This is a genomic window from Streptomyces sp. NPDC056161, from assembly GCF_042268025.1.
Classification (GTDB): Bacteria; Actinomycetota; Actinomycetes; order Streptomycetales; family Streptomycetaceae; genus Streptomyces.
In genome coordinates this window covers 1-23772 of the sequence record NZ_JBHJUV010000013.1, presented here as the reverse complement: position 1 = coordinate 23772, position 23772 = coordinate 1, and the positions used below count along the sequence as shown (strand labels likewise).

23 protein-coding genes and 1 pseudogene are annotated in these 23772 nt (G+C 70.4%); 9 read left to right on the top strand and 15 right to left on the bottom strand.

The genetic code is table 11. From position 1 onward, the window contains the following. Nucleotides 1–218: 218 nt before the first annotated feature. Both ACFC09_RS14190 and ACFC09_RS14185 read right to left on the bottom strand, forming a co-directional pair. Nucleotides 219–1319: a PucR family transcriptional regulator gene (locus ACFC09_RS14190; protein ID WP_376527195.1), complete on the bottom strand. Its 1101-nt coding sequence runs from the start codon at nt 1317–1319 to the stop codon at nt 219–221. A gap of 84 nt (nt 1320–1403) precedes the next feature. After that, nucleotides 1404–2270 carry a hypothetical protein gene (locus ACFC09_RS14185; protein WP_376527193.1) on the bottom strand — a complete coding sequence of 289 codons (867 nt, stop codon included), beginning with the start codon at nt 2268–2270 and terminating at the stop codon, nt 1404–1406. Nucleotides 2271–2350: 80 nt separating this feature from the next. On the opposite strand from ACFC09_RS14185, the gene ACFC09_RS14180 reads away from it, so the two are divergent. Next, nucleotides 2351–2716 (top strand): hypothetical protein, encoded by a 366-nt coding sequence (locus tag ACFC09_RS14180; protein ID WP_376527191.1) that lies wholly within the window; start codon nt 2351–2353, stop codon nt 2714–2716. Nucleotides 2717–2835: 119 nt separating this feature from the next. Here ACFC09_RS14180 and ACFC09_RS14175 read toward each other — a convergent pair whose 3' ends face one another. Together ACFC09_RS14175 and ACFC09_RS14170 are read right to left on the bottom strand one after the other, a co-directional pair. Continuing rightward, nucleotides 2836–3765, bottom strand: coding sequence for an NADP-dependent oxidoreductase (locus ACFC09_RS14175; protein ID WP_376527189.1), 930 nt, complete (start codon nt 3763–3765; stop codon nt 2836–2838). 40 nt (nt 3766–3805) lie between these two features. After that, nucleotides 3806–3949: a hypothetical protein gene (locus ACFC09_RS14170; protein WP_376527187.1), complete on the bottom strand. Its 144-nt coding sequence runs from the start codon at nt 3947–3949 to the stop codon at nt 3806–3808. A gap of 176 nt (nt 3950–4125) precedes the next feature. Here ACFC09_RS14170 and ACFC09_RS14165 point away from each other — a divergent pair, with 176 nt between their 5' ends. Then, nucleotides 4126–4635: a nuclear transport factor 2 family protein gene (locus ACFC09_RS14165; protein WP_376527185.1), complete on the top strand. Its 510-nt coding sequence runs from the start codon at nt 4126–4128 to the stop codon at nt 4633–4635. 64 nt (nt 4636–4699) lie between these two features. On the opposite strand, the gene ACFC09_RS14160 is transcribed toward ACFC09_RS14165, so the two are convergent. Continuing rightward, entirely contained in the window at nt 4700–5116 is a 417-nt protein-coding gene (locus ACFC09_RS14160; protein ID WP_376527183.1) for a winged helix-turn-helix transcriptional regulator, read from the bottom strand. A 480-nt stretch (nt 5117–5596) separates the two neighbouring features. Next, a complete protein-coding gene (locus ACFC09_RS14155; RefSeq protein ID WP_376527181.1) occupies nt 5597–7867 on the bottom strand; it encodes a SpoIIE family protein phosphatase in 2271 nt (756 codons plus the stop codon). Between the two features lie 643 nt (nt 7868–8510). Here ACFC09_RS14155 and ACFC09_RS14150 point away from each other — a divergent pair. From ACFC09_RS14150 to ACFC09_RS14140, 3 genes are all read left to right on the top strand, one after another. After that, entirely contained in the window at nt 8511–8927 is a 417-nt protein-coding gene (locus tag ACFC09_RS14150; protein WP_376527178.1) for a nitroreductase family deazaflavin-dependent oxidoreductase, read from the top strand. Between the two features lie 421 nt (nt 8928–9348). Next, nucleotides 9349–10749, top strand: a complete 1401-nt coding sequence (locus tag ACFC09_RS14145) for an MmgE/PrpD family protein (RefSeq protein ID WP_376527176.1) — start codon at nt 9349–9351, stop codon at nt 10747–10749. 30 nt (nt 10750–10779) lie between these two features. Then, the gene (locus ACFC09_RS14140) at nt 10780–11439 is read left to right on the top strand and encodes a TetR/AcrR family transcriptional regulator (RefSeq protein WP_376527174.1); all 660 of its coding nucleotides are present in this window, start codon (nt 10780–10782) and stop codon (nt 11437–11439) included. Nucleotides 11440–11590: 151 nt separating this feature from the next. On the opposite strand, the gene ACFC09_RS14135 is transcribed toward ACFC09_RS14140, so the two are convergent. The 3 genes and pseudogenes from ACFC09_RS14135 to ACFC09_RS14125 form a co-directional block, all read right to left on the bottom strand. Beyond that, nucleotides 11591–13453 (bottom strand): ABC transporter ATP-binding protein, encoded by a 1863-nt coding sequence (locus ACFC09_RS14135; RefSeq protein ID WP_376527577.1) that lies wholly within the window; start codon nt 13451–13453, stop codon nt 11591–11593. A gap of 519 nt (nt 13454–13972) precedes the next feature. Further along, nucleotides 13973–14179: pseudogene (locus ACFC09_RS14130) on the bottom strand (ABATE domain-containing protein); the annotation flags it as partial. Between the two features lie 334 nt (nt 14180–14513). Beyond that, nucleotides 14514–15083 (bottom strand): TetR/AcrR family transcriptional regulator, encoded by a 570-nt coding sequence (locus ACFC09_RS14125; RefSeq protein ID WP_376527172.1) that lies wholly within the window; start codon nt 15081–15083, stop codon nt 14514–14516. Nucleotides 15084–15305: 222 nt separating this feature from the next. On the opposite strand from ACFC09_RS14125, the gene ACFC09_RS14120 reads away from it, so the two are divergent. Beyond that, entirely contained in the window at nt 15306–16010 is a 705-nt protein-coding gene (locus ACFC09_RS14120) for a TetR/AcrR family transcriptional regulator (RefSeq protein WP_376527170.1), read from the top strand. 233 nt (nt 16011–16243) lie between these two features. On the opposite strand, the gene ACFC09_RS14115 is transcribed toward ACFC09_RS14120, so the two are convergent. The 3 genes from ACFC09_RS14115 to ACFC09_RS14105 all read right to left on the bottom strand — a co-directional run bounded on the left by ACFC09_RS14115 (nt 16244) and on the right by ACFC09_RS14105 (nt 18749). Next, a complete protein-coding gene (locus ACFC09_RS14115) occupies nt 16244–16630 on the bottom strand; it encodes an SsgA family sporulation/cell division regulator (protein WP_376527574.1) in 387 nt (128 codons plus the stop codon). A 361-nt stretch (nt 16631–16991) separates the two neighbouring features. Then, nucleotides 16992–17372 (bottom strand): hypothetical protein, encoded by a 381-nt coding sequence (locus ACFC09_RS14110; protein WP_376527168.1) that lies wholly within the window; start codon nt 17370–17372, stop codon nt 16992–16994. Nucleotides 17373–17792: 420 nt separating this feature from the next. Beyond that, entirely contained in the window at nt 17793–18749 is a 957-nt protein-coding gene (locus ACFC09_RS14105; RefSeq protein ID WP_376527166.1) for an SDR family NAD(P)-dependent oxidoreductase, read from the bottom strand. Between the two features lie 267 nt (nt 18750–19016). On the opposite strand from ACFC09_RS14105, the gene ACFC09_RS14100 reads away from it, so the two are divergent. Beyond that, entirely contained in the window at nt 19017–19475 is a 459-nt protein-coding gene (locus ACFC09_RS14100) for a MaoC family dehydratase (RefSeq protein ID WP_376527164.1), read from the top strand. 43 nt (nt 19476–19518) lie between these two features. Here ACFC09_RS14100 and ACFC09_RS14095 read toward each other — a convergent pair whose 3' ends face one another. The 3 genes from ACFC09_RS14095 to ACFC09_RS14085 all read right to left on the bottom strand — a co-directional run bounded on the left by ACFC09_RS14095 (nt 19519) and on the right by ACFC09_RS14085 (nt 22231). Further along, on the bottom strand, nt 19519–20439 hold the full coding sequence (locus ACFC09_RS14095) for a sulfotransferase domain-containing protein (RefSeq protein WP_376527162.1): 921 nt from the start codon (nt 20437–20439) through the stop codon (nt 19519–19521). Between the two features lie 382 nt (nt 20440–20821). After that, on the bottom strand, nt 20822–21319 hold the full coding sequence (locus tag ACFC09_RS14090; RefSeq protein WP_376527160.1) for a GNAT family N-acetyltransferase: 498 nt from the start codon (nt 21317–21319) through the stop codon (nt 20822–20824). Nucleotides 21320–21361: 42 nt separating this feature from the next. Beyond that, the gene (locus ACFC09_RS14085; RefSeq protein WP_376527158.1) at nt 21362–22231 is read right to left on the bottom strand and encodes a maleylpyruvate isomerase family mycothiol-dependent enzyme; all 870 of its coding nucleotides are present in this window, start codon (nt 22229–22231) and stop codon (nt 21362–21364) included. A gap of 137 nt (nt 22232–22368) precedes the next feature. On the opposite strand from ACFC09_RS14085, the gene ACFC09_RS14080 reads away from it, so the two are divergent. Together ACFC09_RS14080 and ACFC09_RS14075 are read left to right on the top strand one after the other, a co-directional pair. Next, a complete protein-coding gene (locus tag ACFC09_RS14080) occupies nt 22369–22497 on the top strand; it encodes a hypothetical protein (RefSeq protein WP_376527156.1) in 129 nt (42 codons plus the stop codon). Between the two features lie 248 nt (nt 22498–22745). Next, entirely contained in the window at nt 22746–23546 is an 801-nt protein-coding gene (locus ACFC09_RS14075) for an SDR family NAD(P)-dependent oxidoreductase (RefSeq protein WP_376527154.1), read from the top strand. Nucleotides 23547–23772: the final 226 nt, after the last annotated feature.

The following is a 23772-nucleotide window of genomic DNA, read 5'->3' as shown; positions in this document are numbered from 1 at the left end:
GGGCTGGACCTCGGTGAGGTCGTGGGCGGCGAAACAGTTGCCGGCCCCGCCGGCGGGTGCAGGTCGTCCGGCAGCGGGGTCGGGAGCCGCTTGACCGTGTCGCACCGCTCGGACGAATGACCGACCCCGCATCATCGCCCCGTTCGCTGAGAACGGGGCGAACTGCTTGCGGCTCGGGCCCCGGGCCGCAGCAGCCCCGTACGCACCGGGACAGACCGTCATCGTCTGAGGTGCGCGTGCAGGGCCATCAGCAGCAGGGCCGACGCACGGGGGTCCGCCAGGGACAGCCCGGTCAACTCCTCGATACGGCGCAGCCGGTAGCGCACCGTGTTGCGATGGCAGAACAGCGCGCGGGCGGCCGCGCCGGTCGATCCGCCCGCGGCGAACCAGCCGTCCAGGGTGCTCAACAGTGTGTCGCGCTCGGCCTCCGGAAGGATCAGGACGCCGTGTAACAGATGTTCGGTCACTTCGATCGCGGTGTCGGGCGCGCTGGCGACCAGGGTGGCCATCGGGTCGTCCGCGAACTGGGCGATTCCCGGTTCCGAGGAGGGCAGCGTGCCGAGCGCGACGAGGGCCTGGCGGCGGGCGGCGGGAGCGTCGGCGACGTCCCGGAAACGGCGGCTGATCCCGATGCGCCACCGGGATGCGGGACGCAGGATCTCTCGCAGCCCGTCGGGGTGTTGCGCCGAGCCGAGATCGGCCACGCAGACGGACACCGGCTCCTTCAGCCGCCACAGCAAGCGGGCCGCCCGAGAGCCGCTGGTGATCGCCCGGTCGGCCAGGGGCGACTGGCCGTGCTCGACGACAGCGACCTGGAAAGTGCCGTAGCGGAGCAGTCCCAGGCGTTGGGCCGCCGTCGCCTGCCGGCTCGCGTCCGGCAGGCCGAGCAGGATGTCGAGGAGTTCGTCGCGTTCCTCGCGCAGCCCTCGGGCTCGGGCGGCCAGGGAATCGCGGTACCCGGAGTGCAGTTCGTCGGACACCACGCTGAGCACGGACCAGAAACGTGTCGCTTCCGCCAGGAGCGCGCTTGTGCCGTCGGCGTCCTCGGCGGGGATCCGGAGGGCGAGTTCCTCCCAGACGTACTGGATGCCGAGGCGGACGGCGTGCAGCAGGGCTGGCAGTGGCACCCCCTGTTCGGCCCTGCGGCGGCCGAGTGCGCGCAACGAGTCGAGGTCGAGTGGTACCTCACCGGTCAGTTGACGCAGGAAGTTCTCCAGCCGGCCGGTCACCGCTTCCCGTCTGTCGGCCGCGGCCACGGCTGACGCTCCGGACAGGTCGCTCTCCGCGGCGGTGACCCGTTTGGCCAGCTCAGCTGCCATGGAGTCGAGATCGGCAAGGGCTGAGCGTGCTGCCGCGGCGACTGTGTCGGACGGTGCTTCGGTGGACAGGCCCTGGACCATGGATTACCTCCGGCGTCCGTCCCACATTAACAGACCAGCGTTTTGATAATTGTATGCAGCCGGGGCGGGCCGGAGATGAGACGCGATGCCCTGTCCGGAATTCGCCTGGGGCCAGGCGGCGAGGAGGGCGTCGGCCGCGGTGCGCGCCAGGTGCCGCGTCTCGGCGGGGGTGAGGGTGTCACGGACGGCGCGCTGGATCAGTTGGTGTACCTGGACCCCCTGTTGGGGGGTGTTGGGGGTGTGCTCGGTCAGGCTCAGTCGCCGCAGCGCGGCCAGGGCCAGGTGCACGTCGTCCGGTGTGACGTCGTCGTGTCCGGTGGTCCGGCCGAGGTGGGTGAGGGCGGGTGGGCCGGTGAGGACGGCCGGGGGGATGCCGTTGGGGTCGAGGAGTGCGGTGAGCTGGAGGAGGGGCCGGGCCAGGCCGGGTGGGCGGAGGGTGTCGGCGCGGTCGACGGACAGGCTCCAGGCGGCGGCGACGGTGTGGGGCTGGTCGTCGGGCAGGGCGTCGGGGGCGACGTCGGCGAGGGTGCGGGTGCGGTCGGCGAGCAGGGCCCGGTACGCGGCGCAGCTGACACCGGTGTCGATCAGGTACGCGGCGGCCTGGGAGAGCGCGAGCGGCAGGTGGCCGAGGTCGTCGGCGAGCGCGGCGAGCTGGCCGGCGGGTTCGGTGCGGGCGTGGGCGGCCAGGCCGCGGGTGAGGTAGGCCAGGGCCTGGCCGGGGGTGAACAGGCCGACTTCGAGCAGCCGTCGGCCCTCCCCGGTCAGGGCGGCGTCCTTGCGGCGGGTGGTGGCCAGCGTGAACCCGCAGGGGTCGGCCGGCGGCCACAGGCCGCTCAGGTCGGCGGGGTCGCCGATGTCGTCCAGGACCACCAGCCACCGGCCAGGAGCCCCGCCAGCCGTGTGGTCTCGCTACGGTCCTGGAACCACTGTGCGCGCGGCGGGATCACCCCGTGGACGAGGTCTTCGACGCCGTCACGGACGGCAGTACCGCGGGGGCCCTGGGGTTTTGGAAGCTGCCAGGCGGCTTCGAGAAGCTGCTCGCCCAGTGGTCGACCACGGGGCCCGTCGCCTATGCCGAAGCCGAATACTTCGGAGGCGTCGGCGTGCAACGGGCCGCCGTCTGGCTCGACGGGACACTGGCGCTGGGGCCATTGGACGAGCCGGAGAAGACGCGGTTCTGGCGAACAGTCAGCCCGATCTCGCAGGCCCTTCGGCACCTCGGCGTGAGGCGGAGCCTCGGTGAGGACGAATTCGACGCCGTGGGACTGGGCCGCCATCGCGACAACGACGGCTGGATCTCGTCCAGTACGTCGTGAGACCCCGCCGGACGGCGGCGACTTCCAAAGCCCTGCTCCAAAGCCTCATGGAGCCCGCGCATTCCCATCAGCCGGGGGCCCCGGCAGGATCTCCGGGAATGCTTCAGCGTGCCGAGGCTTCAGCTTGCCGGGCCGTGCGCCTGCGTGGAACCGGCTCGTACGACGATGATCCGGCGCCCGCGTGTGTGACCGGCCCGGCTGTCGGTGTGTGCCGCCGCGGCCTCGGCGAGCGTGTACGTCTTCTCGACCGGGAGGCGGAGCTTGCCCCGCGAGATGAGGGCGGCGGCCTCGGCGAGCGCTTCCGGGACGCTTCCGGCCACGCCGGAGAACCGGACACCGAACTCCGGCGCGCCCAGATCCGCGATGGAGATCACCTTCTGCGGGTCCCCGGTCAGCTCGACGAGTTCGCGGATCACGCCCGAGCCGGCCAGATCGAGAGCCGCGTCGACCTGGCCGAGCCGCCGTACCCGCTCGACCCAGCCCTCGCCGTACGTCGTGGCGACGGCGCCCAGGCTGCGCAGGTAGTCCTGGTTCGCGGCGCCGGCCGTGCCGATCACCGTGATGCCGCGGTCGCGGGCGAGTTGCAGCACTACCGATCCGACTCCCCCGGCCGCCCCGCTGGCCAGCAGCGTCTGTCCGGGCCGCACGCCGACCTGGCGGATGATGCGTAGCGCGGTCTCCACCACCGAGGGGTACCCGGCCGCCTCTTCGAACGTCAGGCCCTCGGGCATGCGGGCCCAGGCCGACAGCACGGCGAACTCGGCATAGGTGTCGGCGCCTTCGCCGAACACGTGGTCGCCGACCTCGACGCCTTCGACTCCCTCACCCACTTCGTCGACCACGCCGGAGGCGTCCTGCCCGACGCCGGAGGGCAACTCGACCGGATGGGCCTTCAGTTTCTGGCCCTCCCGAATCCTCCAGTCGACGGCGTTCACGCCCGCCGCCCGTACGGCGATGCGTATGTGGCCGGGGCCCGCGTGGGGCTCCTCGGCGTCTTCGAGGCGCAACACGTCAGGACCGCCGAACTCGGCGAAGCTCACTCTCTTCATGCAGCCGACCGTAACACTAACGGTTAGTGTTTACAAACCGTTACGTATTTGGATCTGATAGTTTCAAGGGGTGGCGGCCTGCCAGGCACAACTGCCGGGCGAGACGGACCGCTTCGTCGCCGCCGTCGGCGTCGCCGACGGGTCTCATGTCCGGCTGGGCGTCCAGGACCGTGGTGAAGGCCATGCGCGCAGCGCCTCGACGTCGGCGAGCAGGACGCGGATCGTCATACCGCCGCGTGCCGGCGGCCGGAACCCGGCCGCGCAGGCCACGCAGGCGCGCAGCCCTCGACCGCGGCCGTCGCCTACTTACTTTTTAGTCGGTACTTCCGGGTGCGGATGCGGGTTTCTCTCGTGAACGCCATGACGAACAGCGCAATCAACACAAAGCCCGGCAACTCTCTCGACGAGCGCATCCGGTACGTCGAGGACCGGCTGGAGATCCAGGATCTGATCGTGCGCTACGGCCTCGGACAGGATCTGCACGAGGGCGGCGACAACAACGTGCTGGAACAGTGGGACGCCGTGTTCGCGCCGGGTGCGACCGTGGACTACTCCGTCACGGGTGACGCCTCGTTGAAGGGTCTCGACCACCGCAAGCTGGTCGAGGTCATGCGGGGCGCGGGCGGTTCCATGACCCAGCTGGAGAAGTGGCAGCATTTCCAGGGTTTCTCGACCGTGGAGATAGCCGGCGACACAGCCGTGGCACGCACCCAGCATCTGCACACGCACAAGGGCAGTACCGACGGGAAAGGCTGGAACCTCATGCAGACCGGGTTCTTCGTCGACCGTCTGGAGCGCCGACCCGAAGGATGGCGGATCTTGCACCGCACGCTGGAGATCATCTGGATGGACACCTTCCCCACGCTCTGAACCTGCGTGGGGGGGACGAAGGATGCCCAGGCCCGGCCCTCGGCCTGCGCCCGGACGTCCGGACTCACGCCCGAGCCGCGGTCCGCTTCCGCCCCTTGGCCGTCCGCTGCGCCTCGGCCGTCGGACACGATTCGGCCGCCCAGTCGTGCAGGGCGTTGAGCGCCGGGGTCAGGGCCTCTCCCGCCGGGGTGAGTTCGTACTCCACGTGCGGCGGGACCTCGGGATAGACGATCCGCCGGACCACGCCGTCGGCCTCCAGGGCACGCAGTTGCTGGATCAGCATCTTCTGTGTCACCCGAGGGATGGCCCGCTCCAGTTCGGAGAAGCGGAGCCGATGCCGGACGAGCAGGTGATGGACGATCAGCAGCTTCCACCGTCCCTCAAGGATGCCGAGGGCGTGCTCGACGCGGTCGATCGAGCAGCTCTCCGCCGAGTCGTCACCGGCGGCGCCGACACTTACCTTTTCACCTGTACTGGCCATGAAGGGATGGTAGGCATGCGGCCGAGCGGGAGGCCATGGAGTCCGGCGCGGCCGGAACGCGACCCGCGTCGTGGCTCGCGGTCGTGGGGCCGGCCTGCTGGGGACCGGCTTCCTTGTCAGCCAGCGCGCTCCTTGTCTGCTTCGGTGTGCTGGTCCCGTGCGCGGCACGCAGTTTCCGGCCCGGGAGCCCACCCCCGGGTTCGCCCACCAGGCTGACTCGGCATGCTCCCTCGGGTGCGGGACGCCCGCGCGGGACCGGGCTTCCTGGCGTCGCGGTCGATGCGGGCGAGGTGTGCCGCGTGGACGGCTGTGCCGCGCGGGTGAGGCCGTACGCTGCGGCGGCCGGGTTCAGTAGTCAGCGCCGCGGCCGGACAGCGGACCGGCGGCCGGGTTCAGTAGTCAGCGCCGCGGCCGGACAGCGGACCGGCGGCCGGGTTCAGAAGTCAGCGCCGCGGCCGGACAGCGGACCGGCGGCCGGGTTCAGAAGTCAGCGCCGCGGCCGGACAGCGGACCGCCGTTCCGCGCCGCCGTGGTGAGTTCGAACCATGTGGTCTTGCCCCGTCCGGCGGGCGACGTGCCCCAGGAGGAGGCCAGGGCGTCGACGATCAGCATGCCCCGGCCGGACTCCGCTTCGTCGTCGCCCCGGTCCCCTTCCAGGACGGCGACGACCACCGGTGGGTGCGGATCGCTGTCGCGCACCTCGACGCGGAGCCGATCGACGTACTCCCGCAGCCGGACATCCACGTCGGAGCGGGCGTGGACGAGGGCGTTCGTCGCCACTTCCGACACCAGAAGTTCCATGTCCTCCGACAGCGAGCCCTGCCCCCAGGAGAGCAGCACCTCCCGCAGGAAATGGCGTAGCTGACCGACGTGTTGAAGATCGTCGCGCTGGAGGGAGGTCTGGGCGATCCGCGTTCCCTCGGACCCGCGCCGCCCTTCGTACCGTACGAGCAGCAGCGCCGTGTCGTCGCGGCGCTCGACCGAGCGAGGGGCATCGACCAGGCGGTCGGCGATCAGTTCCAGATTTTCTTCGGCATGTGCCGCCAGAGTGCCCGCCAACTGTTCGTCGGCGGCTCGGGCGCCGCGGCGGCGGCTCGTGTCGAGGAGACCGTCCGTGTACATCGCGGCGACCGCGCCACGCGGCAGCACCAGCTGTGTCTGCACGTACACGGCGTCCGGTTTCACGCCGAGCGGCGGGCCGGGGGTCACCGGGGGCACCGTGACCCGCTGGTGCGAGACGATGATCGGCAGCGGATGACCGGCGCTCGCCACCTGCGCCCTGCCGCCGGTCAGCTGTAGCCACATGCAGCAGCAGGTGGCGAACAGATCGGTGTCGAGGTCGGCGAGCAGCCGGTTGCTCCGGGCGAGCACGGTGGCCGGATCATGACCTTCGGCGGCATAGGCGCGCACACTGGTGCGCAACTGTCCCATGATGCCGACGGCCTCGATGCTGTGCCCCTCGACATCGCCGATGACCAGCCCGACCCGGTCGGGATCCGGCAGTCTGATCACGTCGTACCAGTCGCCGCCGACCGCCGACCCGCGGGTCGAGGGCAGATACCGTGTCGCGGTGTCGAGCTCTTCGAGATGCGGCAGGCTCTTGGGCAGCAGGCTCTGTTGCAGCCCCTGGGCGATGGCGTGGTCCTGTTCGGACGAACGTGCGCGTTGCACTGACTGGGCGACCGCGCCGAGCATGATCATGAGTACGGCCAGGTCCTCGTCCGGCAGGGTGTGCGGTTCGTCGTAGCCCATGACGCAGCATCCCGCGGGCCGGCCGTCGACGATCAGTGGCAGGAACAGCCAGGCCCGGTCGTCGTGGTACCTGTCCAGCGCCGGATAGGCCGACAGCAGCTCGTCCCTGGTCGCGAAGCATCTGGGCTGGACGGCCGTAGAGACGTCGGTCTCCGGGGAGCGGCGGGTGAGCGGGATGCCGTCGACACTTCGTACGTCCTCCTTCGGCAAGCCGGCCGATCCGACGACCCGCAGACGGCCCTGGTCGGTCAGGCACAGGAGCATCGACCGGCCACCGAAGAGCGTCACCACCTGCTGCTGAACCGCTGCCACCACGTCATGAAGGCTCACGGCCGCCTTGAGCACGGTGGCCAGTTGCTGGAACTGGCTGAGGAACGCCGTGCTCCGGGTGCTGCGTGGCCCCGGCCACTTCCACAGCTCGCGCTCCGACCCGCCCCGGGCCGCGTGGAACTCGTCCGGACCGGCACGCTCGGGGATGAACACGGGGGCGGGAGGTGCCTCGACGGCGGCCGGGGAGCCGGCGATCCGTTCGAGTTCGGCGGCGAGGTCGTCCGCCACCCGGACCAGGAAGCCGACCGTCTTCTCGGAGATGTCCTGGGGCGGGGCCCAGCGCAGCACCAGGACACCGAAGCGCGTCCTGCGGGTGCGCAGCGGCACGGACACCAAGGCCAGCGGGTACGGAACGTACTGGATCATGGCGGGGTAGTCCTGGATCAGCTCCTGGATCTCCGGAAACCTCCTGATCACCGGCTCACCGGAATGGTGAGCGAGCGTGGCGGAGTAACAGGTGTTGTCCAGGGGCAGCCGCGGGGGCAGCACGAAGGCGAGCGGGGTGTCGATCGCCATCGCTGCCGTCAGAAACCGTGAGTCGGCCGTCACGAGGTATGCCGTGGTCGCATCGGCCCGCACATGCTCGTGGATCAGCCGCAGCGCTCCCGCGATGGCCGCACCCGCTGCCGGGTCCGGGGTTCGCGGATGAGCGGGTGACTCCCTGTCCACGTACTCATCCTAGGTCCGCCGACCGTACCCGCAGGCTGTGCGAGCACCGATCCGCGCAGGCCGGGCGAGGTTTCCGCGGCATCCGTTCGGTGTCGCCGGCCACCGTCCCCCACCTGGGGCGACGACGGCGGGCGGCCGGATCCGGTGGCGGCGGTCCACCCGCCCGCGGCGGACGCGGGTTATTCCGCGTCGGCGCGGTGCGGCTGTGACCGCCCGGATGCAGGCCGCTCACCTGGTACTGGTCCCGGCCGGAGGTGTGCGGCGGCAGTCGGCGCCTGCCGACACACGGTGAGCTGTGGGCGGCGCAGCCGTCGGGATTGCGCCGTGCAGGGTCACGCTGGTGGCGGGTTGCGGGCAGGCCCCGGACGGGTTTCCGGGGCGGGCACCGGAAGTCGGGGCGCGGCCGTGCGTGTCGGTGTGGGCGGCGGGATCGGCGCCGGACGCGCCGGCGCTGTCGGCTGGCGCGGGGGACAGCGCCGCGGGCGGGGCCGGCGTGGGTCGGAGCACGGGGCGGCGGCGTCCAGAGCACGGACGCGGAACCGCACTGCACTCCGCACAGTAAATGATAGCTTTATTATCACTTACTGCTGGCCTCCGTCGTCAGACGGATCGCCGGAACCAGCGACGCCGCGAGGAGGACGATGTGCGCCCAGAGGTTGAACACGCGCTTCGGATCGACCGGAACACCACCGTCGTGGACCGGCGAGTCGACATCACCACGATCGGTGCCCGGTCCGGGAAACCCCGGCGCATCGAGATCTGGTTCTACCGGGCGGGGGACCGGCTCTATCTGAGCGGCCGGCCGGGGCCGCGCTCGTGGTACGCGAACCTGCTCGCGAACCCGGAATTCACCCTCCACCTCAAGGGGGAGGTACGCGCGGACCTGCCTGCCAGGGCGGTCCCGATCACGGACCGGGCCGAGCGGCGGCGCGTCTTCACCCGGCTCATCGACGACATCGTGCACTCGCCCGCCGTCCCGGCGCCGGACCCGCCGCTCGTGGTGGACGACTGGGTCGCCGGCAGCCCCCTCGCCGAGATCCGGTTCATCGAAGAGGGCTGAGTGTGCTGATGGCCATCGTCCTGGGCGGCCGTGTCCCGCTGGGCGTTGTCCGCGAGGCGTTGCCCGCGGGATTCCGGCCCGCGCGCGAACACCGCGGCGCAGCGGAGTGGGAAGCGCCGGCCGAAAGCCGGCCTGGCCGGGTGCGGGAACCGATACGGGCGTCGGCTCCGCCTTCGGGTGGTCCGTACTCCGGCGGCGGCCGGGGCCGAGCCACCGTCGCGCCCGCGGCCGGCCTCCCCTGCCGGGGCCGGTGGCGCCGCGGTCGGGGGACCGTCGCACCGGCGTGGATCCGCCGCATTCCGGCGTCGGTCACCTCTTGCCGCCGCCTTCGGTACGACGCAGGGGCCCGACACAACTAAGACAACCACTATCACTTGAGTGTCGCCCGCAGGTACGGCGACACGGCATGGAGACGACTCCCATGACTGACACCACTCCCGTCACCGGGAACGATTCCGCACCCCTCGCCGAGCGGATCGCCGCCTGGGTGACCGCGCTGCGCTACGACGACCTGCCCACCGAGGTGGTCGAGCGGACCAAGCTGCTCATCCTCGACCAACTCGGTCTGCAACTGCGGGGCGCGACCCTGCCGAACATACAACCCGTGCTCGAACTCGCCGACCGGCAGCCCGGGAAGGCGGAGGCCACGCTGTCGCACTCCGGTGCCCGGTCCACGGTGTCGCAGGTCGCCTGGGTCAACGGCACCCTGGGGCACAGCGCCGAGTACGACGACGCGCACGCGCAGGCATGGCACACCAACTCGGCCGTCATCCCCGCCGTACTGGCGCTCGCGGAACGGGAGGGCACCTCCGGACGCGACGTGATCACCGCCGTCGTGGCCGGCATCCAGGTGATGGGTCTGCTCGGCGCGGCCACCCCGCAGATGGTCGCCATCGGCTGGCACGGTTCGAAGGTCCTCGGTGTGTACGGCGCCGCCGCGGCGGCCGGCAAGATCCTGGGACTGACCACGGCCCAGCTGACCCACGCCTTCGGCGTCGCGGGCAGTGACGCCGGCGGTGCCATGGAGTACGACAGGAGCGGCGGCGAGGTCAAACGCCTGCACGCCGGTCTGGCCTCCCGTTCCGGTACGGAGGCCGCGGAACTCGCCCAGCTCGGCCTCACCGGACCGCCGACCATCTTCGAAGGTCCCCGCGGGCTGCTGCACCTCTTCGGTGGCGGCGGTGATCCGGCGGCGCTGGAAGCGGCCTGGGACCAGTGGCTGGTGCTCGACACCATCGTCCGCTTCTACCCGGGGGTCGCCACCAATCACGCCCCGCTGGACGCGGTCCGGCTGCTGCGCGAGGAACACGACATCAAGGCGGCCGACGTCGAGCGGATCCGGGTCGGCCTGGTCGACTTCGCGGTCGGCCACGGAGCCGGCGTCACCCGACCCCGCGACGCCGTCTCGGCACAGTTCAGCCTCGCCTTCAGCACCGGACTACAGTTCGTCACCGGCCACAACGCCCCGGCGGACTACTTCGACCCTGCCCGTTGGACCGACCCCGAGATCCTCGCCGTCGGCGACCGTGTCGAGCCGTACCCGATGCCCATCCCCGAGGGCGACCCCATCTTCAGCAGCCAGGTGGACATCGTGCTGCGTGACGGCACCACGCACGGCGTCTACCAGGCAGGATTCCGCGGCCACCCGAGCCGCCAGGCCACCGCGGCGGACGTCAGGGGTAAATTCCACGAGAATGTCGACGGTCTCATCGCGCCCGAGCGGACCGACGCGCTGGTGGCCCTGGTCGGCGGCCTGGAAACGCAGGACGGTGTCCGGGCGCTGGCCGAGCTGCTGGGTGTGGACGGCCGCCGCACCGGCTGAACCCGACCGTGACCGAACAGGAGACACACCGTGCCCCGCCCAGCGAAGCAGCAGGACGAACCGCAGCCGCCCGCTGCACGGAGCCTGCGCCGTGACGCCGCCGAGAACCGCGCGCGGCTGATCGCCGCGGCCGAGCGGGTCTTCGCGGAGCAGGGCACCAGCGCCGGCCTGGACGATGTCGCACGTGCCGCGGGGGTGGGGCCGGCCACCCTCTACCGGCGCTTCGGCAGCAAGGAAGCGCTGGTGCGCGAGGTCCTTCAGGTGTTCTTCAGCCGCCTGATCGATCTGGCCCGGCAGGCATACGAGGAACCCCCGCAGACGTGCCTCGACACGTTTCTGGACACCGTCGGCTGGGAGATGGCGGCCAACCAGGGCTTCATGCACGGAATGTGGGGCGACCTCGCACCCGCGCCGCTCGTACGGGAACTCAGCGACCTGACCGGGCAACTGCTCACCAAGGCGCAGCACGGCGGCGGTGTCACGACCGAGGTCACGGTCGGCGACATCGCCGCCGCGATCTGGGCGCTGCGCGGGATCGTGCACACCAGCGGTGACGTCGCGCCCGATGCCTGGCGTCGGCACGTCACCTACGTACTCGCGGGCTTCCGCACCCCGGTCGATCACGCCGCGGCCAGCCTGACCCCCCGACAGATCGCGGCGGCCGTCGCGGCCACACACCACAGGCGGTAGCCCCGCCCCCCCCGTGTCCGACTGCCGACCGGCATCCAGCGGCCCCCGGGGAAGCAGGCCGCGGTGCTCCGTTCCGCTGGTCATGGTCGCGGACGACGGGTTCGCCGTGGGCCGTGGGAGACGCGGCCTGCCGCAGCGGCGTCGGTACGGCTCAGGCGGGTGCCCCGCGCTGCTCGCCGCCCGGCTCGGAGGTGACCTGGAAGGACAGCAACTGCTGGAACAGGCCGGGCTGTTGCGCGAGTTCCGAGTAGGTGCCTTCCTGCACGATCCTGCCCTCGTCGAGGACCACGATCCGGTCGGCCACGGCGACGTTGGTGATGCGGTGGGTCACCAACAGCACCGCCCGGTCGCGGGCCAGATCCCGCAGCCGCCGGAAGATCCGGTACTCGGCGCGGGGATCGAGGTTCGCGGTCGGCTCGTCCAGGACCAGCAGCCCGGCCTCACGGAAGAACGCCCTGGCCAGAGCGATGCGTTGCCATTGGCCGCCGCTGAGTTCCTCGCCGTTGAGCCACTCGCGGGCAAGGAGGGTGTCCAGGCCGGCACCGAGCCCGTCGACGACCTCGTCGGCGCCGGCGGCCTCGCACGCCTCACGCACCGCCGTGTCGCCGCGTGCTGTCGGCTGCCCCAGGTTCACGTTCTCGCGTACGGTCAGCGGCCAGTGCGCGTAGCTCTGTGGCACCAGGGCCACCTGTTGCCACAGGGCCTGCGGGTCGGCCTCGCCGATGGGCATCCCATCCCACAGCACCTGCCCGCTCGTGGGCAGGTTCAGGCCGCTGATCAGCTTGGACAGCGTCGACTTGCCCGATCCGTTGTAGCCGACCAGGGCGGTGACCTCACCCCGCCGCAGGGTGAGCGAGACGTCGGACAGCGCGTCGCGGTCCTTGCCCGCGTAGCGGTGGGTGACCGACCTGACCTCGATCGTCCTCGGCGGTACGGGGCGGCGCGGACCCCGGCGCATGCGGAACCCGCCCGCCTTGTCCAGGAAGCCGCTCCAGTCGTCCATGTACAGGCCCGTGCGCACGGCTCGGGCGCCGACGGCCACCAGACCGCGGACCGACTGGCCCACCGTCTGGAGGGCGAAGACGGCGGTTCCCGCGTGTCCGACGCTGATGCGCCCATGGGCCAACAGCAGTACGACCGCCGCCCATACGATGGCCGACCCCAGGCCGCCGCACAGCGCGCCGATCAGGGACATGCGGGCGCCCTTGTCGGCCGCGGCCCGGTCCTCCCGGTTGATCCGGGCGACCGTCTCCCGGTACCGGCCGGACAGGAACGGGGCCATGGTGCCGGCGCGGATCTGGTCGGCGGCGTCCTTGGTGTAGATGTGCCAGCGCAGCACCGACAGCATCCGTAGGTCGCCGTTGCTGCGCAGGTTCGCCAGGTACCGCGCCCGTGCGGCACTGACCTGGGCCAGGGCCTGCGGCAGGCTGGCCGCGATCAGGAGCGGCAGCAGCATCCAGTTCACTCCGGCCAGGACGAGAGCCCCGGCGACGAACGACGCCGACGAGGCGATCAGGTCCTGCCCCTCGTCGATCAGGTCCCCGGTGACCTGCGCTCCGCGGTCGGCTGCCTCCCGGGCACGGTTGAACTCGGGGTCGTCGTAGGCGCACAGCTCGACCTCGGCGCAGCCGGTGAGCAGCATCTGCTCGGCCTCGCGCGACATCAGCGGGCCCAGCCGGGAGGACAGCCAGTTGACGGTGATGCCCAGGAGAGCGCGCACACCGGCGGAGCCCGCGAGCAGGGCCACGGACGGCCACGCCTCAAGAAGCCGGTCGTAGACGTCTCCGCTGGTGAGCAGCGCGGTCAGGGTGCCACTGATGGCCACCAGGCCGAGGGCCTGCATGACACCGGCGACGGCCTGGCACAGCAGGAGGCCGATGGTCGCCCGTCGGTCCACTTGCCAGGCGAGCGCCAGGGAGCGGCGCACCAACTGGGGCAGACGCCGGGCCATGTCGCGCATCCGGATGGAGCGACCGGCCGCTTCACGGCTGCCGGTCAGGTCGACGTACCGCATCTGCGGGGCGGAGGCGTCTGTTCCGTGCTCGGTCTTGCGGGCGGTGCTGCTCGGAGCATCGTCTGGCCGGCCGGGCGCTGTGGCTGCGGCGTGCTGGGGAGGGGCGGTGCGCGGTCCGGGGACCTTGTCGGCTGACGCATCGTCGGTGGGCTCGCTCATGCTTCCCACCTCGTATCCGGCACCGCCGAGGTGCGGATGCCGTCAACCTTGAACGTGATCGTGCCGGGCCGTTCGATTCCGGGAGGCTGGTGCGCGGGGGCCGGCCTGGGGTGCATGTGTCCTCCGTCTGTGCGTCGGTGTGGCACTGGTGCACTAAAAAACGCGGTGGATCCCGGTCCTGTAACGGTCCGACAGCGGACAGTTCGTGAATGTCGGTTCTCACTCCGGTGCGGGGTGTCCCGCCCCGTTCGAAATTGCCTCTCGGTCGTCGCGGCGACCTGCGGTCAGGTAATTCCTCGTGGACCGCCGAGGCTGTCGTGTCCCAGGGCATGTTGTCGCCGAGGACGGCTTTCGGTGCTCCCGTCCCCTTGTCGGCTCATCGCATCTGAGGGCGTGGACAGCAGACGCGGGGAGGGCGTCCTGGATCGCGGCCGCTGTCGCGGCGGAGTGAATCGACTCCCTCAGTTCCCGAGCGAGGTCGAGTTGGGCAGCGGTGCAGGAGTCCACGGCGAGGCCGCTCACCGCCAGCCGGTCGACGAGTCGGTGCGGCGTGGGGATGCGCTCCACAGCGTTGCCATGACGGGGCCTCGCGGCAGTGCCGGCCGCTGGTCGGTGAACGCGGTTCGGCGGCCGGGCACTCGATCATCGCCTGATCCGGCTCAAGGCGTTGCCCGGCGGCTCGCTCATTCGGTGTCACCGACGCCCGCCGCCAGGGTGGCCCCGGCCTCGTGGGTGATGCACGCAGAGTGCTGTCGCCACCGCGCCGCTCACCGACGGCTGGTCCGAACGGTTCGTCGTCCCCTGCCTCGGAGGCGCGGGCTTCGCGCCCGCCGATGTGCCCGACGCACTTGACCCGCCCTCAGCCGAGGCCAACCGCACCCCTGGGACTGCTCGCAGACGGTCAGGCGACCTCCCAGGCCGCCTCGATCATCCGGAAGATCTCGTCCACGGCGGCCTGCGGGTCGGCCGCCTCGCGCGCCAGCGAGTAGGCGTCGATCACGAACCTCGCGAGCGTCCGGCAGGCCGTCGTGGTCTGGGTCAGGCCGGGATCGGCGGCGATGGCTGTTGCGAGCGAGTCCGCGTGGCGCAGTCGTATCGACTCCTCGTACTCCCGCAGGGCACGCGACTCGTCGATCATGCGGTAGATCGGGGCGGTTCCGTCTCCCGTGCAGTGCCGGACCATGGCGTGGATCTCGCGGCGCAGTGCGGGGATCAGCGGTTCGTCCGGTGCGCGGTCGGTGACCGCCTGCGTGAGGCGTTGTTCGAAGTCGGCGTCCTGCTCGAACACCAGGGCCTCTTTGGAGGCGAAGTGGGAGAAGAGCGTGGTGACGGCCACGTCGGCCTCGGCGGCCACGTCGCGGATGCCCACCGCGTCGTATCCGCGTTCCAGGAAGAGCCGCAGGGCGGCGTCGGCGATCTTCTGGCGGGTCGCGGCCTTCTTGCGTTCGCGGCGTCCGGTCGGCACGGTCATGCAACTGACACTATCAAATCCGAAGGAGCAACGGCTCCTAAACAATAACCGTTAGCGTTATGGTCCGGCCCCGGCCCCGGCCCCGGCCCCGACCCCGGCTCCGATCCCGACCCGGGGCCGGGCACCCGTGGGGACAATCGAGCGTGGAGGAAGTGATGGCCCACACCATGAGCTAGGTCACAGTTCTTAAATTCGAGGGCCCCCTCATGTTATGCTGCCCGCATGTGCCCCCAGCCCACCCTTTCCGCACCACGGGCGGCGGCCAGGCCGCTGCGGCGCGATGCGCAGCGCAACCGGGACGCGATCCTGGCCGCAGCCCGCAAGGCTTTCGCTGAGCAGGGTCTGGCCGCGTCCCTTGAGGGCGTCGCCCGCGAGGCGGATGTCGCGATCGGAACCCTCTACCGGCACTTCCCCAACCGGCTCGACCTGGTCGAGGAACTCTTCACCGCGAAGTTCACGGATCTGCTCGACGCGGCGGAAGAGGCGGCGGCCATGGACGACGCCTGGGAGGGGTTCTGCCATTACCTGGAACGGCTGTGCCAGCTACAGGCATGCGACCGCGCCTTCAACGACCTGGTCTCGGCCCGGCTGCCTCTCCACGCGCTCGGCAGAGGACTGATCGAGCGCGCGAAGGAGATGGCCACCCAGACCTTCCGCAGGGCCCAGGAGCAGGGTGTCCTCCGCGGCGATGTCACCTACCAGGACGTCGCGTTCGTGATCTGGTCGCAGGCCGGGATCATCCAGGCCACCCGCACGGTCGCCCCCACCGCCTGGCGTCGCCACCTTCATCTGATGCTCGACGCCTTCCGTGCCGAGTGCGCCCACGAACTGCCCGAGCCCCCGCTGACCCGCCAGCAGGTCGACGAGACACTCGTCCCGCTGGAGTGCCCCGAAGCGGATTGCGGCGACTGCTTCGGCGAGGCGTGACCGGCGTACCGAGCAGGTGTGACCACCGGGTCACACGCCAGACGGCGGGCCCGGTACCGCAAGGCGCATGAGCAGGTCCGGTACCGCGAGGCCCGGAACGGGCCCCGTACACGAGACACACACGGCAGGCCCGGACACACAACGAGCCCGGCACCGCGATCGGCAACCGGACCCTCACCCTTGAGGACCGTCGGGCCCTCAGGCCCGAGGCACCGTCGTCCCGCGGCCGGGCTTCAGCCGTCCGCCAGCAGCTCTGCCAGCTCGGTGTCCAGGTCGAGCCGACGGGACTCGGCACCCGGAGGCACCACGGACCGGGTGTCGCGCAGGAAGGACGCCACACCCCGCGCGGGCAGTTCGAGCAGCGCGGATCCGGCGGGCGTACGGAGGGCGATGTACACCACGGCACGCCCCGCGCCGCCGGCCGGCCACATCCGCACATCTCCGTGTCCGGTGTGCCGGCTCAGGGCCTGCTCCAGCATGTCACGGCTGAGGAACCACTCGACCGCCGCACACCTGGCGGCGGGGTAGAAGGCGGCACGGACGGCGTAGGGATCGGCGTCGTCGTACCGCAGTGTGACACGCATCGACACCGGCTGGTCGTACGAGACGAACAGCCGCATGGGCAGTTCGTGCGCCACGGTCCTGACCGAACTCACGGTGCCTCACTCTTTGTTCCCGCAGTTCCCGCTGTTCCTGCTGTTCCTGCTGTTCCCGCAGTTCCTGCTGTTCCTGCTGTTCCTGCTGTTCCCGCCGAACTCCCTGTCCCGCCGGTCCGGTACTCCGCTCGCCCCTGGGGCGCCCGGACGTATCGGCCGAACGGCACACACGACTGGTACGTGTGTGCCGTTCGGCCGGGAAGGGTGTCATCGGCCCGGGTCCGCCCCCGCCCCGGCGCGCGGTCGCCCGACGGGGCGCGAACACACACCCCAGGGCCGCGTCCACGCGGGACGTGGTGCCCGACCGTGACCGCCGTTGGCTGCGTCACCGGTGGTTCAGGTACGAGACGAGCTGGTCCGCGTACCAGCTGTTGGTGGCGACACCGCGCCACGGTGTCACCTCGCGCCACTGGTTGCCGTACCCGATGTACACGTGACGGCCGTCCCGGCGCTCCGACCACTGGTGCCGGCCGTCCCAGTTGATTCCGCGTCCGTCGTCGTGCCGGCCGTTCCAGCTGATGCCGTGTCCGCCGTCGTGGGAGCCGATCCAGCCGCCGTCGGTCCGTACGGCGGAGATCGGGGACGCGGTGTGCTGCGCGGGCTGTGCAACGGCGGCCGACGCCGTACCGCCGGCGCCGAGCAGCGCCCCGCCCGCCATCGCCGCAGAAGCAAGACCGACCGAGACCCGCTTGATCCACCTGTTCATGGCCATCTCCTCGTTGTGTGCCGCGATTCCGCCGGTAGGCGGTCGCCGCCATCTTCGTGATCCGCGATCCGGGAAATCCGGACCGTCCGGGTGCCGAGCTACGGGGGCTCATCCGGAGGGGGTCCTCATGTTCGGCCAGTGCCCAACGTACCCGAGGGGGGCCTCACATTTGCAAATGCGTCGACAGTGACGCTTGTCACGACACGTAGAGGGTGGTTGTGAGGTAAGGGCAATGCGAAAGCAAATGTGCCTCTCCGGTCCCGGCGCGGTGATGGTTCCGTGAGCGGCCTCCCGCGGCGGGCCTGGCGGGGGCCGTCACGGACGCGGCTGAAGCCGCCGTACAGCTGTCCCCTCTGACTGGCACACGTCCGCGGAGCACGCGCAGGCGAAGGGCGCCGTGGGAAGGGGGGCGGGCAGCGTTCAGGAAGGCGTGCGGGGATGGTGTCGAGGTTCGACGCCGGTCAGGTCACGGCTGGCGTCCCACAACCGCGCCGCCACGGAGGTGTCCGTGAGGTGGTTCCACACCCCTTCACGTCGGGGCTTGCCGCGCAGGCTGAAGACACGCGGTCCCCACAGCTGCCCTCCGCGCACGGTGGGGTCCAGCACTGCTCGGACCGCGGGCCATGCGCCGGCGTGCTTGCCCTGGACGAGGAGGGCGGCTGGTGCACCGCGGAGCCGCGCACCAGCGGTCCGCACATGGACCGGCGGCCGTGACGGGGTCAGGGAGTCCAGCGCGCCGCCGGGATGGACCACCACGCTTGCCACCGTGCTGTCGGCGGCGCGCAGGCGGCGGTCGAGTTCGAGGCCGAAGTACATCTGCGCCAGCTTGGAGCGTCCGTAGGTGCGCTTGGGCGAGTAGTCCTTCCGGGATTGCAGGTCGTCGGGGTCGAGCCGCTCGGACTTCGCCGCGAAGCTGCCCACGGTCACGACGCGGGCCTCCGGTGCGGCGGACAGCAGCGGCATCAGCCAGTGGGTCAGCGCGAAGTGCCCGAGGTGGTTCGTGCCGAACATCAGCTCGTGACCGTCCCCGGTCTCCCGGCGCGGCGGGGCGTCGAGCGCGACGCCGGCGTTGTGGACCACCGCGTCGAGGTATTCCACACCCAGCGATTCCACCGCTGTTCCGAGCGACGAGAGGTCGGCGAGGTCCAGCCGTACGGCCCGCACCCGCGCGCCGGGGACACGCGAGCGGATCGAGGCCGTGGCGACTTCGGCCTTCGCGGGATTCCGGCTGCCCAGTACGACGGCTCCGGTAGCGGACAACTGCTCCGCGACGAAGTACCCGATGCCGGCGTTGCCGCCGGTGACCAGGACGACACGGCCATCGGCACGCGGCAGCCGATGGACATCCCAGGGCGGGGTGGAGGACGTGGACGACATAGGGGCGGGGCTCCCTTGCTCTTGAAGGTTCCTGCGACTGCCCGGCAGGACGGCTCGACACCCACGCTTCCAACGGCCCCCGAGACATCGCCTACGGATCACCGACAGCCTCGCCGGACGGCCGACATCCTGCCGACGGGTACGCACGATCGGTGGCTTTGGACCGGTCACGGGATTCGGCCCGGAGATCTCCATGGAAGTGATCTCCGGGACGAGGCGTTCCCGGCCGAACGGTCACCGCCGTCCACTCCCCTGAAGAGGTGTTCATTGAGCTTCGGTAGGTATTTCGAGGAGTTCGAGGCCGGACAGGTCTTCAGTCACTGGCCGGGCAAGACGGTCACGGAGTACGACCACCATCTGTTCTCCCTACTGACCATGGTGCGACACCCCCTGCACCTCGACGCGCACTACGCCGAGACCGCGACCCGGTACAAGCAACCCCTGGTCATCGGAAGCTATGTCTTCTCGTTGCTTCTGGGCCTGTCCGAAGCGGACGTGGCGGGGCGCGCCATCACCCACTGCGGGTTTGAGAAGATCGAGCACCACGCGCCGGTTCTCCACGGCGACACCCTCTACGCGGAGAGCGAGGTGTACGCCAAGCGCGACATCCCCGAACGTGACGGCCGCGGTCAGGTGGGCGTGGAGACCCGAGGTTACAACCAGCACCGCACCTTGGTGATGACACTGCGCCGCGAACTCGTCGTGCCCAAGCGCCCGCCGGGCTGACGCGGCCTCCGGAACGGAGCCGATGTCCGGGCGGTGGCATCGCTCACGTCGACATCGGTGATGCGTCGCGGGCAAGCCAGCAGCGGAGGTCTTCGGGGAGCCGCAGCAGTACTTGGTCGTGCAGCGCGAGTTCGTCCTCGGAACACAGGGTGCGCCACTGTCCGCTCGTGCCCTTGTGGAAGAAGTTCCACGTCCCGAGTGCGGAGCCGGAGAAGCCCGAGTCCCAGATCTCGTGCCCCTTCGCCTTCATCTCGGCGAAGGTGCAGGCCCTCACCAGGTCCGGCCAGACGGGGGCGTCGACGGAGATGCCGAGGAAATCGGCCAGCCGGCGCATCTGGCCCTCCAGGTCGTCCAGCATGTCCTGGTAGTGCAGGAAGTACACGTTGGGCTCGGACCGGTGTTCCCACCACGAACGCAGCTGGTGGGTGGGCGAGTTGTAGGGCCAGCCGTCCCGCTCCCACGGATATGCGCTGCGGGTGAAGAATTCCTGCCAGAACGCGTGCACGTCCTCGGGTACTTCCGGAGGACAGAATGACGAGGCGCCCTTCTCGCCCTGATCTTCCATGGCCGCCGCGAGGGCGGCACGCGGCCCGGCGGAACTCATACTGCGGGCATGGTGATGGGTGGACAGGGCGAGGTCCCGCAGGTCCCGGCCCACCACCAGATAGGACACCTCTGAATAGAAAGGAAGCGCGTCCAGGGGAAGATGCGTTTTGATGAAACGACGATGGCGCTGTGCGGAAAGCGACGCCATGACCTCGGGGAGCGGGGCGATACTCATGTCGAGCCATGGGCTCAGCTCCATGAGCGGAAGAGGCAGACGGACACTCTGGAAGATCAGAGACGCCACGATCTTCTGCGTCCACGTGGTGCCGGCCTTGGTGGCGGTGGAAATGACGATGTCCCCGCGTCGGGGCGCGTAGGAGTGCCACCGCTTACTGTCGAGCAGCGGACTTTGGTACACACGCGAAGGTGGACGCAAGGATCTCAACACGACGAGGGCCGCTCCATTCTTCCTGCCACGCTCACTCCCCGATCAGGAGCCGTTTCCCGTACCCAGGAGAATGAAGTGGCAGATCGTCCTCCTGTCCACTCCGAGGTTCGCTGTCATTGACCGGCCCATTCTGATCGGCAGTCTCCGTCATGCAACACTCGGCAGTCTCCGTCATGCAAAACTCGGCGGGCTCCGCCATGCAAAACGATGCCATCCGATCACTGCAAGAGATATGGACGGAAATCACTCGATGAGGTGCCGATCCGGGAGGATTTCCCCAGCGATCGGCGCGCCCGCCGCGCCGCGTGAACCGGTCTCGCCCCGGCTTCTCGCGCCCGGACACCGAGTCCGATCAGGGGAGTGCCAGGTCGCGCTGGTACCAGGTGCCCGGCTTTCCGCCGAGGTGGGCCGGGTCGGCCGGGCCGACGCGGACGAACCCCGCTCTGGCCAGCACCTTCTGTGACGCGACATTCTGGTGGGCCGTGGCCGCGCGCAGCGTCCGCAGCCCGTGCCGGGCCGCCGCCAGCCGGCACAGCTCCCGGACGGTCGCGGTCGCCACGCCACGGCCGGCGACGGCCTGCGCGACCCGGTAGCCGAGTTCCGCCGAGTGGTCCTCGATGCCGACCAGGTTGAACCGGCCGAGTACCGAGCCGTCCTCGGCGACAAGCACGTGGAAAGCGCAGGTGCCGGCCTCCTGCTCAGCCAGCAAGGCGGCATACCGGTCGGCGAAACGGTGGAAGAAGTCGTCGCCGCGGTCAGGGATCGAGGCAGCGAAGTAGGCGCGGTTCGCCAGCTCGAAGTCCAGGACCGCCGGGGCATGGCCGGCACACAACTGCTTCAGCTCGGGCATTGCCCGACCTTACCCACGAAGTACGCCAGGTCCACCTGGTTTTCACCCGTGACAGACAGCACCGAGCCCAAGGCGCGTGACGTACTTCGACCGCACCCCGTCCCGCAGGGGCTTCTCGGGCTGGGAGGTCTGGGAGGTCAAGACAGGTCGGGCCAGTTCAGGAGGTTCTCCAGGGCGGCGCGGTCTCCCTCGCTCCAAGGGGAGGCGGCGGTGCAGGGCCAGCAACAGATTGCTTGCCGATCCGTGGACGTCGGCGTCCGCCTCATGTCGGCCGTCGATGAGGTGTGAGCCCGACTCCGTCAGGTCGATCAGCCAGGACTTGCCTTCGGTGGCGTGCAGGCCGATCCGGGTCGGCTCGTGCGGCCAGGGGCCGGCGGTGCCATGGCTGACGCCGACGAACTCGGCGATGCCGTCGAGTGCGACAACCGTCGGAACCGGTTGGAGAGTTCCGGTGGCCAACTGCGCGTCGAAGGCGTGGACAGCGGCCTCCTGAACCTGATGGCGGGCCACGGCACCACTCGTCTTCGGGACGTCGGAGTCGCCCCACCAGGTCCAGCAGCCCAACGCGGGACCTGCGGCTCGCAGGGCGGCGATCAGTTCTCGGGTGGCCGCGGCGGAACGGGCGGCGATCAGCTCTCGGGTGGCCGCAGCGGGACGGGCCAGTGGGTCGGCAGGCAGCGTGGCATCGGCCGGCGCCACGGTCGGCGGCTTCTCGCTGGGGCCGGCCGCGACCGCCGCCGCCCAGAACCGGTGCACCTCGGTGATGTGCTCGACGAGGTCGCGGAGCGACCAGTCGGGGCAGCTGGGGACGCGGACATCCAGATCAGCGGAGTCCGCGACGCTGCTGCGCAGAGCGGCGGAGCGGTCCTGGATCAGGGCCAGCAGGTCTTCAAAGGCAGGTGTCTCGGTCATCCCGGCGTTCTATCACCTGGCACTGACAAGGGCCCGTCGCCTCTCCACCGACCCACGAGTACTCCAACAGAACGTCGTGGGCGGTCTGTTGGGGGAGGGGGTCGTCCCCTGCGACCTGGCTCAGGCGAGAGCGGATCATGATCGACGGGTTCGGGCGTCCCGAAGAGATCGCCGATGCGGTGGTCCATCTCGCGACCCCCGTGCCGACTGCATCGGCGGCGCCCCCCCTGCGCGTGGACGGCAGAACCACGCGCTCGGTGAACTGACACACCGGACGCGCGACGCAGTCGGCCGGGTGCCCCGTTGCCCGCCGGCCCGCCGGCCCGCCTGCCCGCCTGTCCGCTTGCTTGCCTGCCTGCCTGCCTGCCGTCGCCCGGCCGACCGAGAGATCCGCGACACGTCGGTCCGGAAACACCTCCCGCCCGCACAAGAAGTCTACGACTGTATACTTATCTCTGGAGGCACACTTCCCCGGCCGGCGCGGTGCGGGGAGTCCAAGAGAGGGAAACAGCACATGAACCTGAATCTGACCGGAAAGCGCGCCCTCGTCACGGGGTCGAGTGTCGGACTCGGCGAGGCCACCGCGAAGCTGCTGGCGGCCGAGGGCGCCGCGATCGTGGTCCACGGTCGGGACCAGGAGCGCACGGAGAAGGTCGCGCGGGAGATCCGCGAGGCCGGCGGGAGAGCCACCACGGTACTGGGTGACCTGGCCGACGACGCCGCTGCCGCCGAGGTCGCCCGAGCGGCCACCGCGGACGGCCCCGTCGACATCCTCGTCAACAACGCCGGTTTCTACCGGCACCTGTCGTGGGCGGAAGCGACCCCCGACGAGTGGCGGGACACCTACAACGTCAACGTGGTCTCAGGTGTGCGGATGATCCAGCACCTGGTTCCGGCGATGCGTGAGCGCGGCTGGGGCCGGGTCATCACCATCGGCGGCGGTCTCGCCTCCCAGCCGATGAACACGCACCCGCAGTACAACGCCACCCTGGCGGCCCGGCACAACCTCGCCGTGTCGCTGGCCCGCGAACTGAAAGGCACGGGCGTCACCTCGAACGTGGTCTCGCCCGGAGCCATCCTCGTCGAGGCCACCAAGGAACTCGTCACCGAGATCGGCCCCGCCCGCGGATGGGGTGAGACCTGGGAGGAGATCCGGCCCAACGCCGTCAACGCCCTCATCCCGAACGACCAGGAGCGCTTCGGCGAGCCGGACGAGATCGCCGCGGCGGTGGCGTACCTGTGCAGTGAATACGCCCAGTACGTCAGCGGCGCCACGATCCGTGTCGACGGCGGAGTCGTCCGCTCGGCCTTCTGAACTCGACACGGTCAGACGGCCACGGCCGGCACGGGTGCCGAACGGCAACGGCTCGGCACCCGCACCGGGACCGCCACCTCTTCCTTGCGTACGCCTTCCTGCGCCGCCACCTGACCGAGGGTGTCCTGGAACTAGTAGTGCTTGGTCAGGTTCGCATCGGTGTGGGTATGTCGCGGTGGCAGGTGGGGCAGGCGCCGGTCCAGACTGCGAGGAGTGTCTGAAGCTC

Bases quoted from the DNA above. Each gene is read 5' to 3' on its own strand.
- ACFC09_RS14075 (WP_376527154.1), top strand. From the start codon at position 22,746: ATGAACCTGAATCTGACCGGAAAGCGCGCCCTCGTCACGGGGTCGAGT.
- ACFC09_RS14125 (WP_376527172.1), bottom strand. From the start codon at position 15,083: ATGACCGTGCCGACCGGACGCCGCGAACGCAAGAAGGCCGCGACCCGC.
- ACFC09_RS14110 (WP_376527168.1), bottom strand. From the start codon at position 17,372: ATGAACAGGTGGATCAAGCGGGTCTCGGTCGGTCTTGCTTCTGCGGCG.
- ACFC09_RS14175 (WP_376527189.1), bottom strand. From the start codon at position 3,765: ATGAAGAGAGTGAGCTTCGCCGAGTTCGGCGGTCCTGACGTGTTGCGC.
- ACFC09_RS14145 (WP_376527176.1), top strand. From the start codon at position 9,349: ATGACTGACACCACTCCCGTCACCGGGAACGATTCCGCACCCCTCGCC.
- ACFC09_RS14160 (WP_376527183.1), bottom strand. From the start codon at position 5,116: ATGGCCAGTACAGGTGAAAAGGTAAGTGTCGGCGCCGCCGGTGACGAC.
- ACFC09_RS14190 (WP_376527195.1), bottom strand. From the start codon at position 1,319: ATGGCAGCTGAGCTGGCCAAACGGGTCACCGCCGCGGAGAGCGACCTG.
- ACFC09_RS14085 (WP_376527158.1), bottom strand. From the start codon at position 22,231: ATGACCGAGACACCTGCCTTTGAAGACCTGCTGGCCCTGATCCAGGAC.
- ACFC09_RS14170 (WP_376527187.1), bottom strand. From the start codon at position 3,949: ATGGCCTTCACCACGGTCCTGGACGCCCAGCCGGACATGAGACCCGTC.
- ACFC09_RS14135 (WP_376527577.1), bottom strand. From the start codon at position 13,453: ATGCGGTACGTCGACCTGACCGGCAGCCGTGAAGCGGCCGGTCGCTCC.
- ACFC09_RS14115 (WP_376527574.1), bottom strand. From the start codon at position 16,630: ATGCGGCTGTTCGTCTCGTACGACCAGCCGGTGTCGATGCGTGTCACA.
- ACFC09_RS14120 (WP_376527170.1), top strand. From the start codon at position 15,306: ATGTGCCCCCAGCCCACCCTTTCCGCACCACGGGCGGCGGCCAGGCCG.
- ACFC09_RS14090 (WP_376527160.1), bottom strand. From the start codon at position 21,319: ATGCCCGAGCTGAAGCAGTTGTGTGCCGGCCATGCCCCGGCGGTCCTG.
- ACFC09_RS14105 (WP_376527166.1), bottom strand. From the start codon at position 18,749: ATGTCGTCCACGTCCTCCACCCCGCCCTGGGATGTCCATCGGCTGCCG.
- ACFC09_RS14165 (WP_376527185.1), top strand. From the start codon at position 4,126: ATGACGAACAGCGCAATCAACACAAAGCCCGGCAACTCTCTCGACGAG.
- ACFC09_RS14080 (WP_376527156.1), top strand. From the start codon at position 22,369: ATGATCGACGGGTTCGGGCGTCCCGAAGAGATCGCCGATGCGGTGGTC.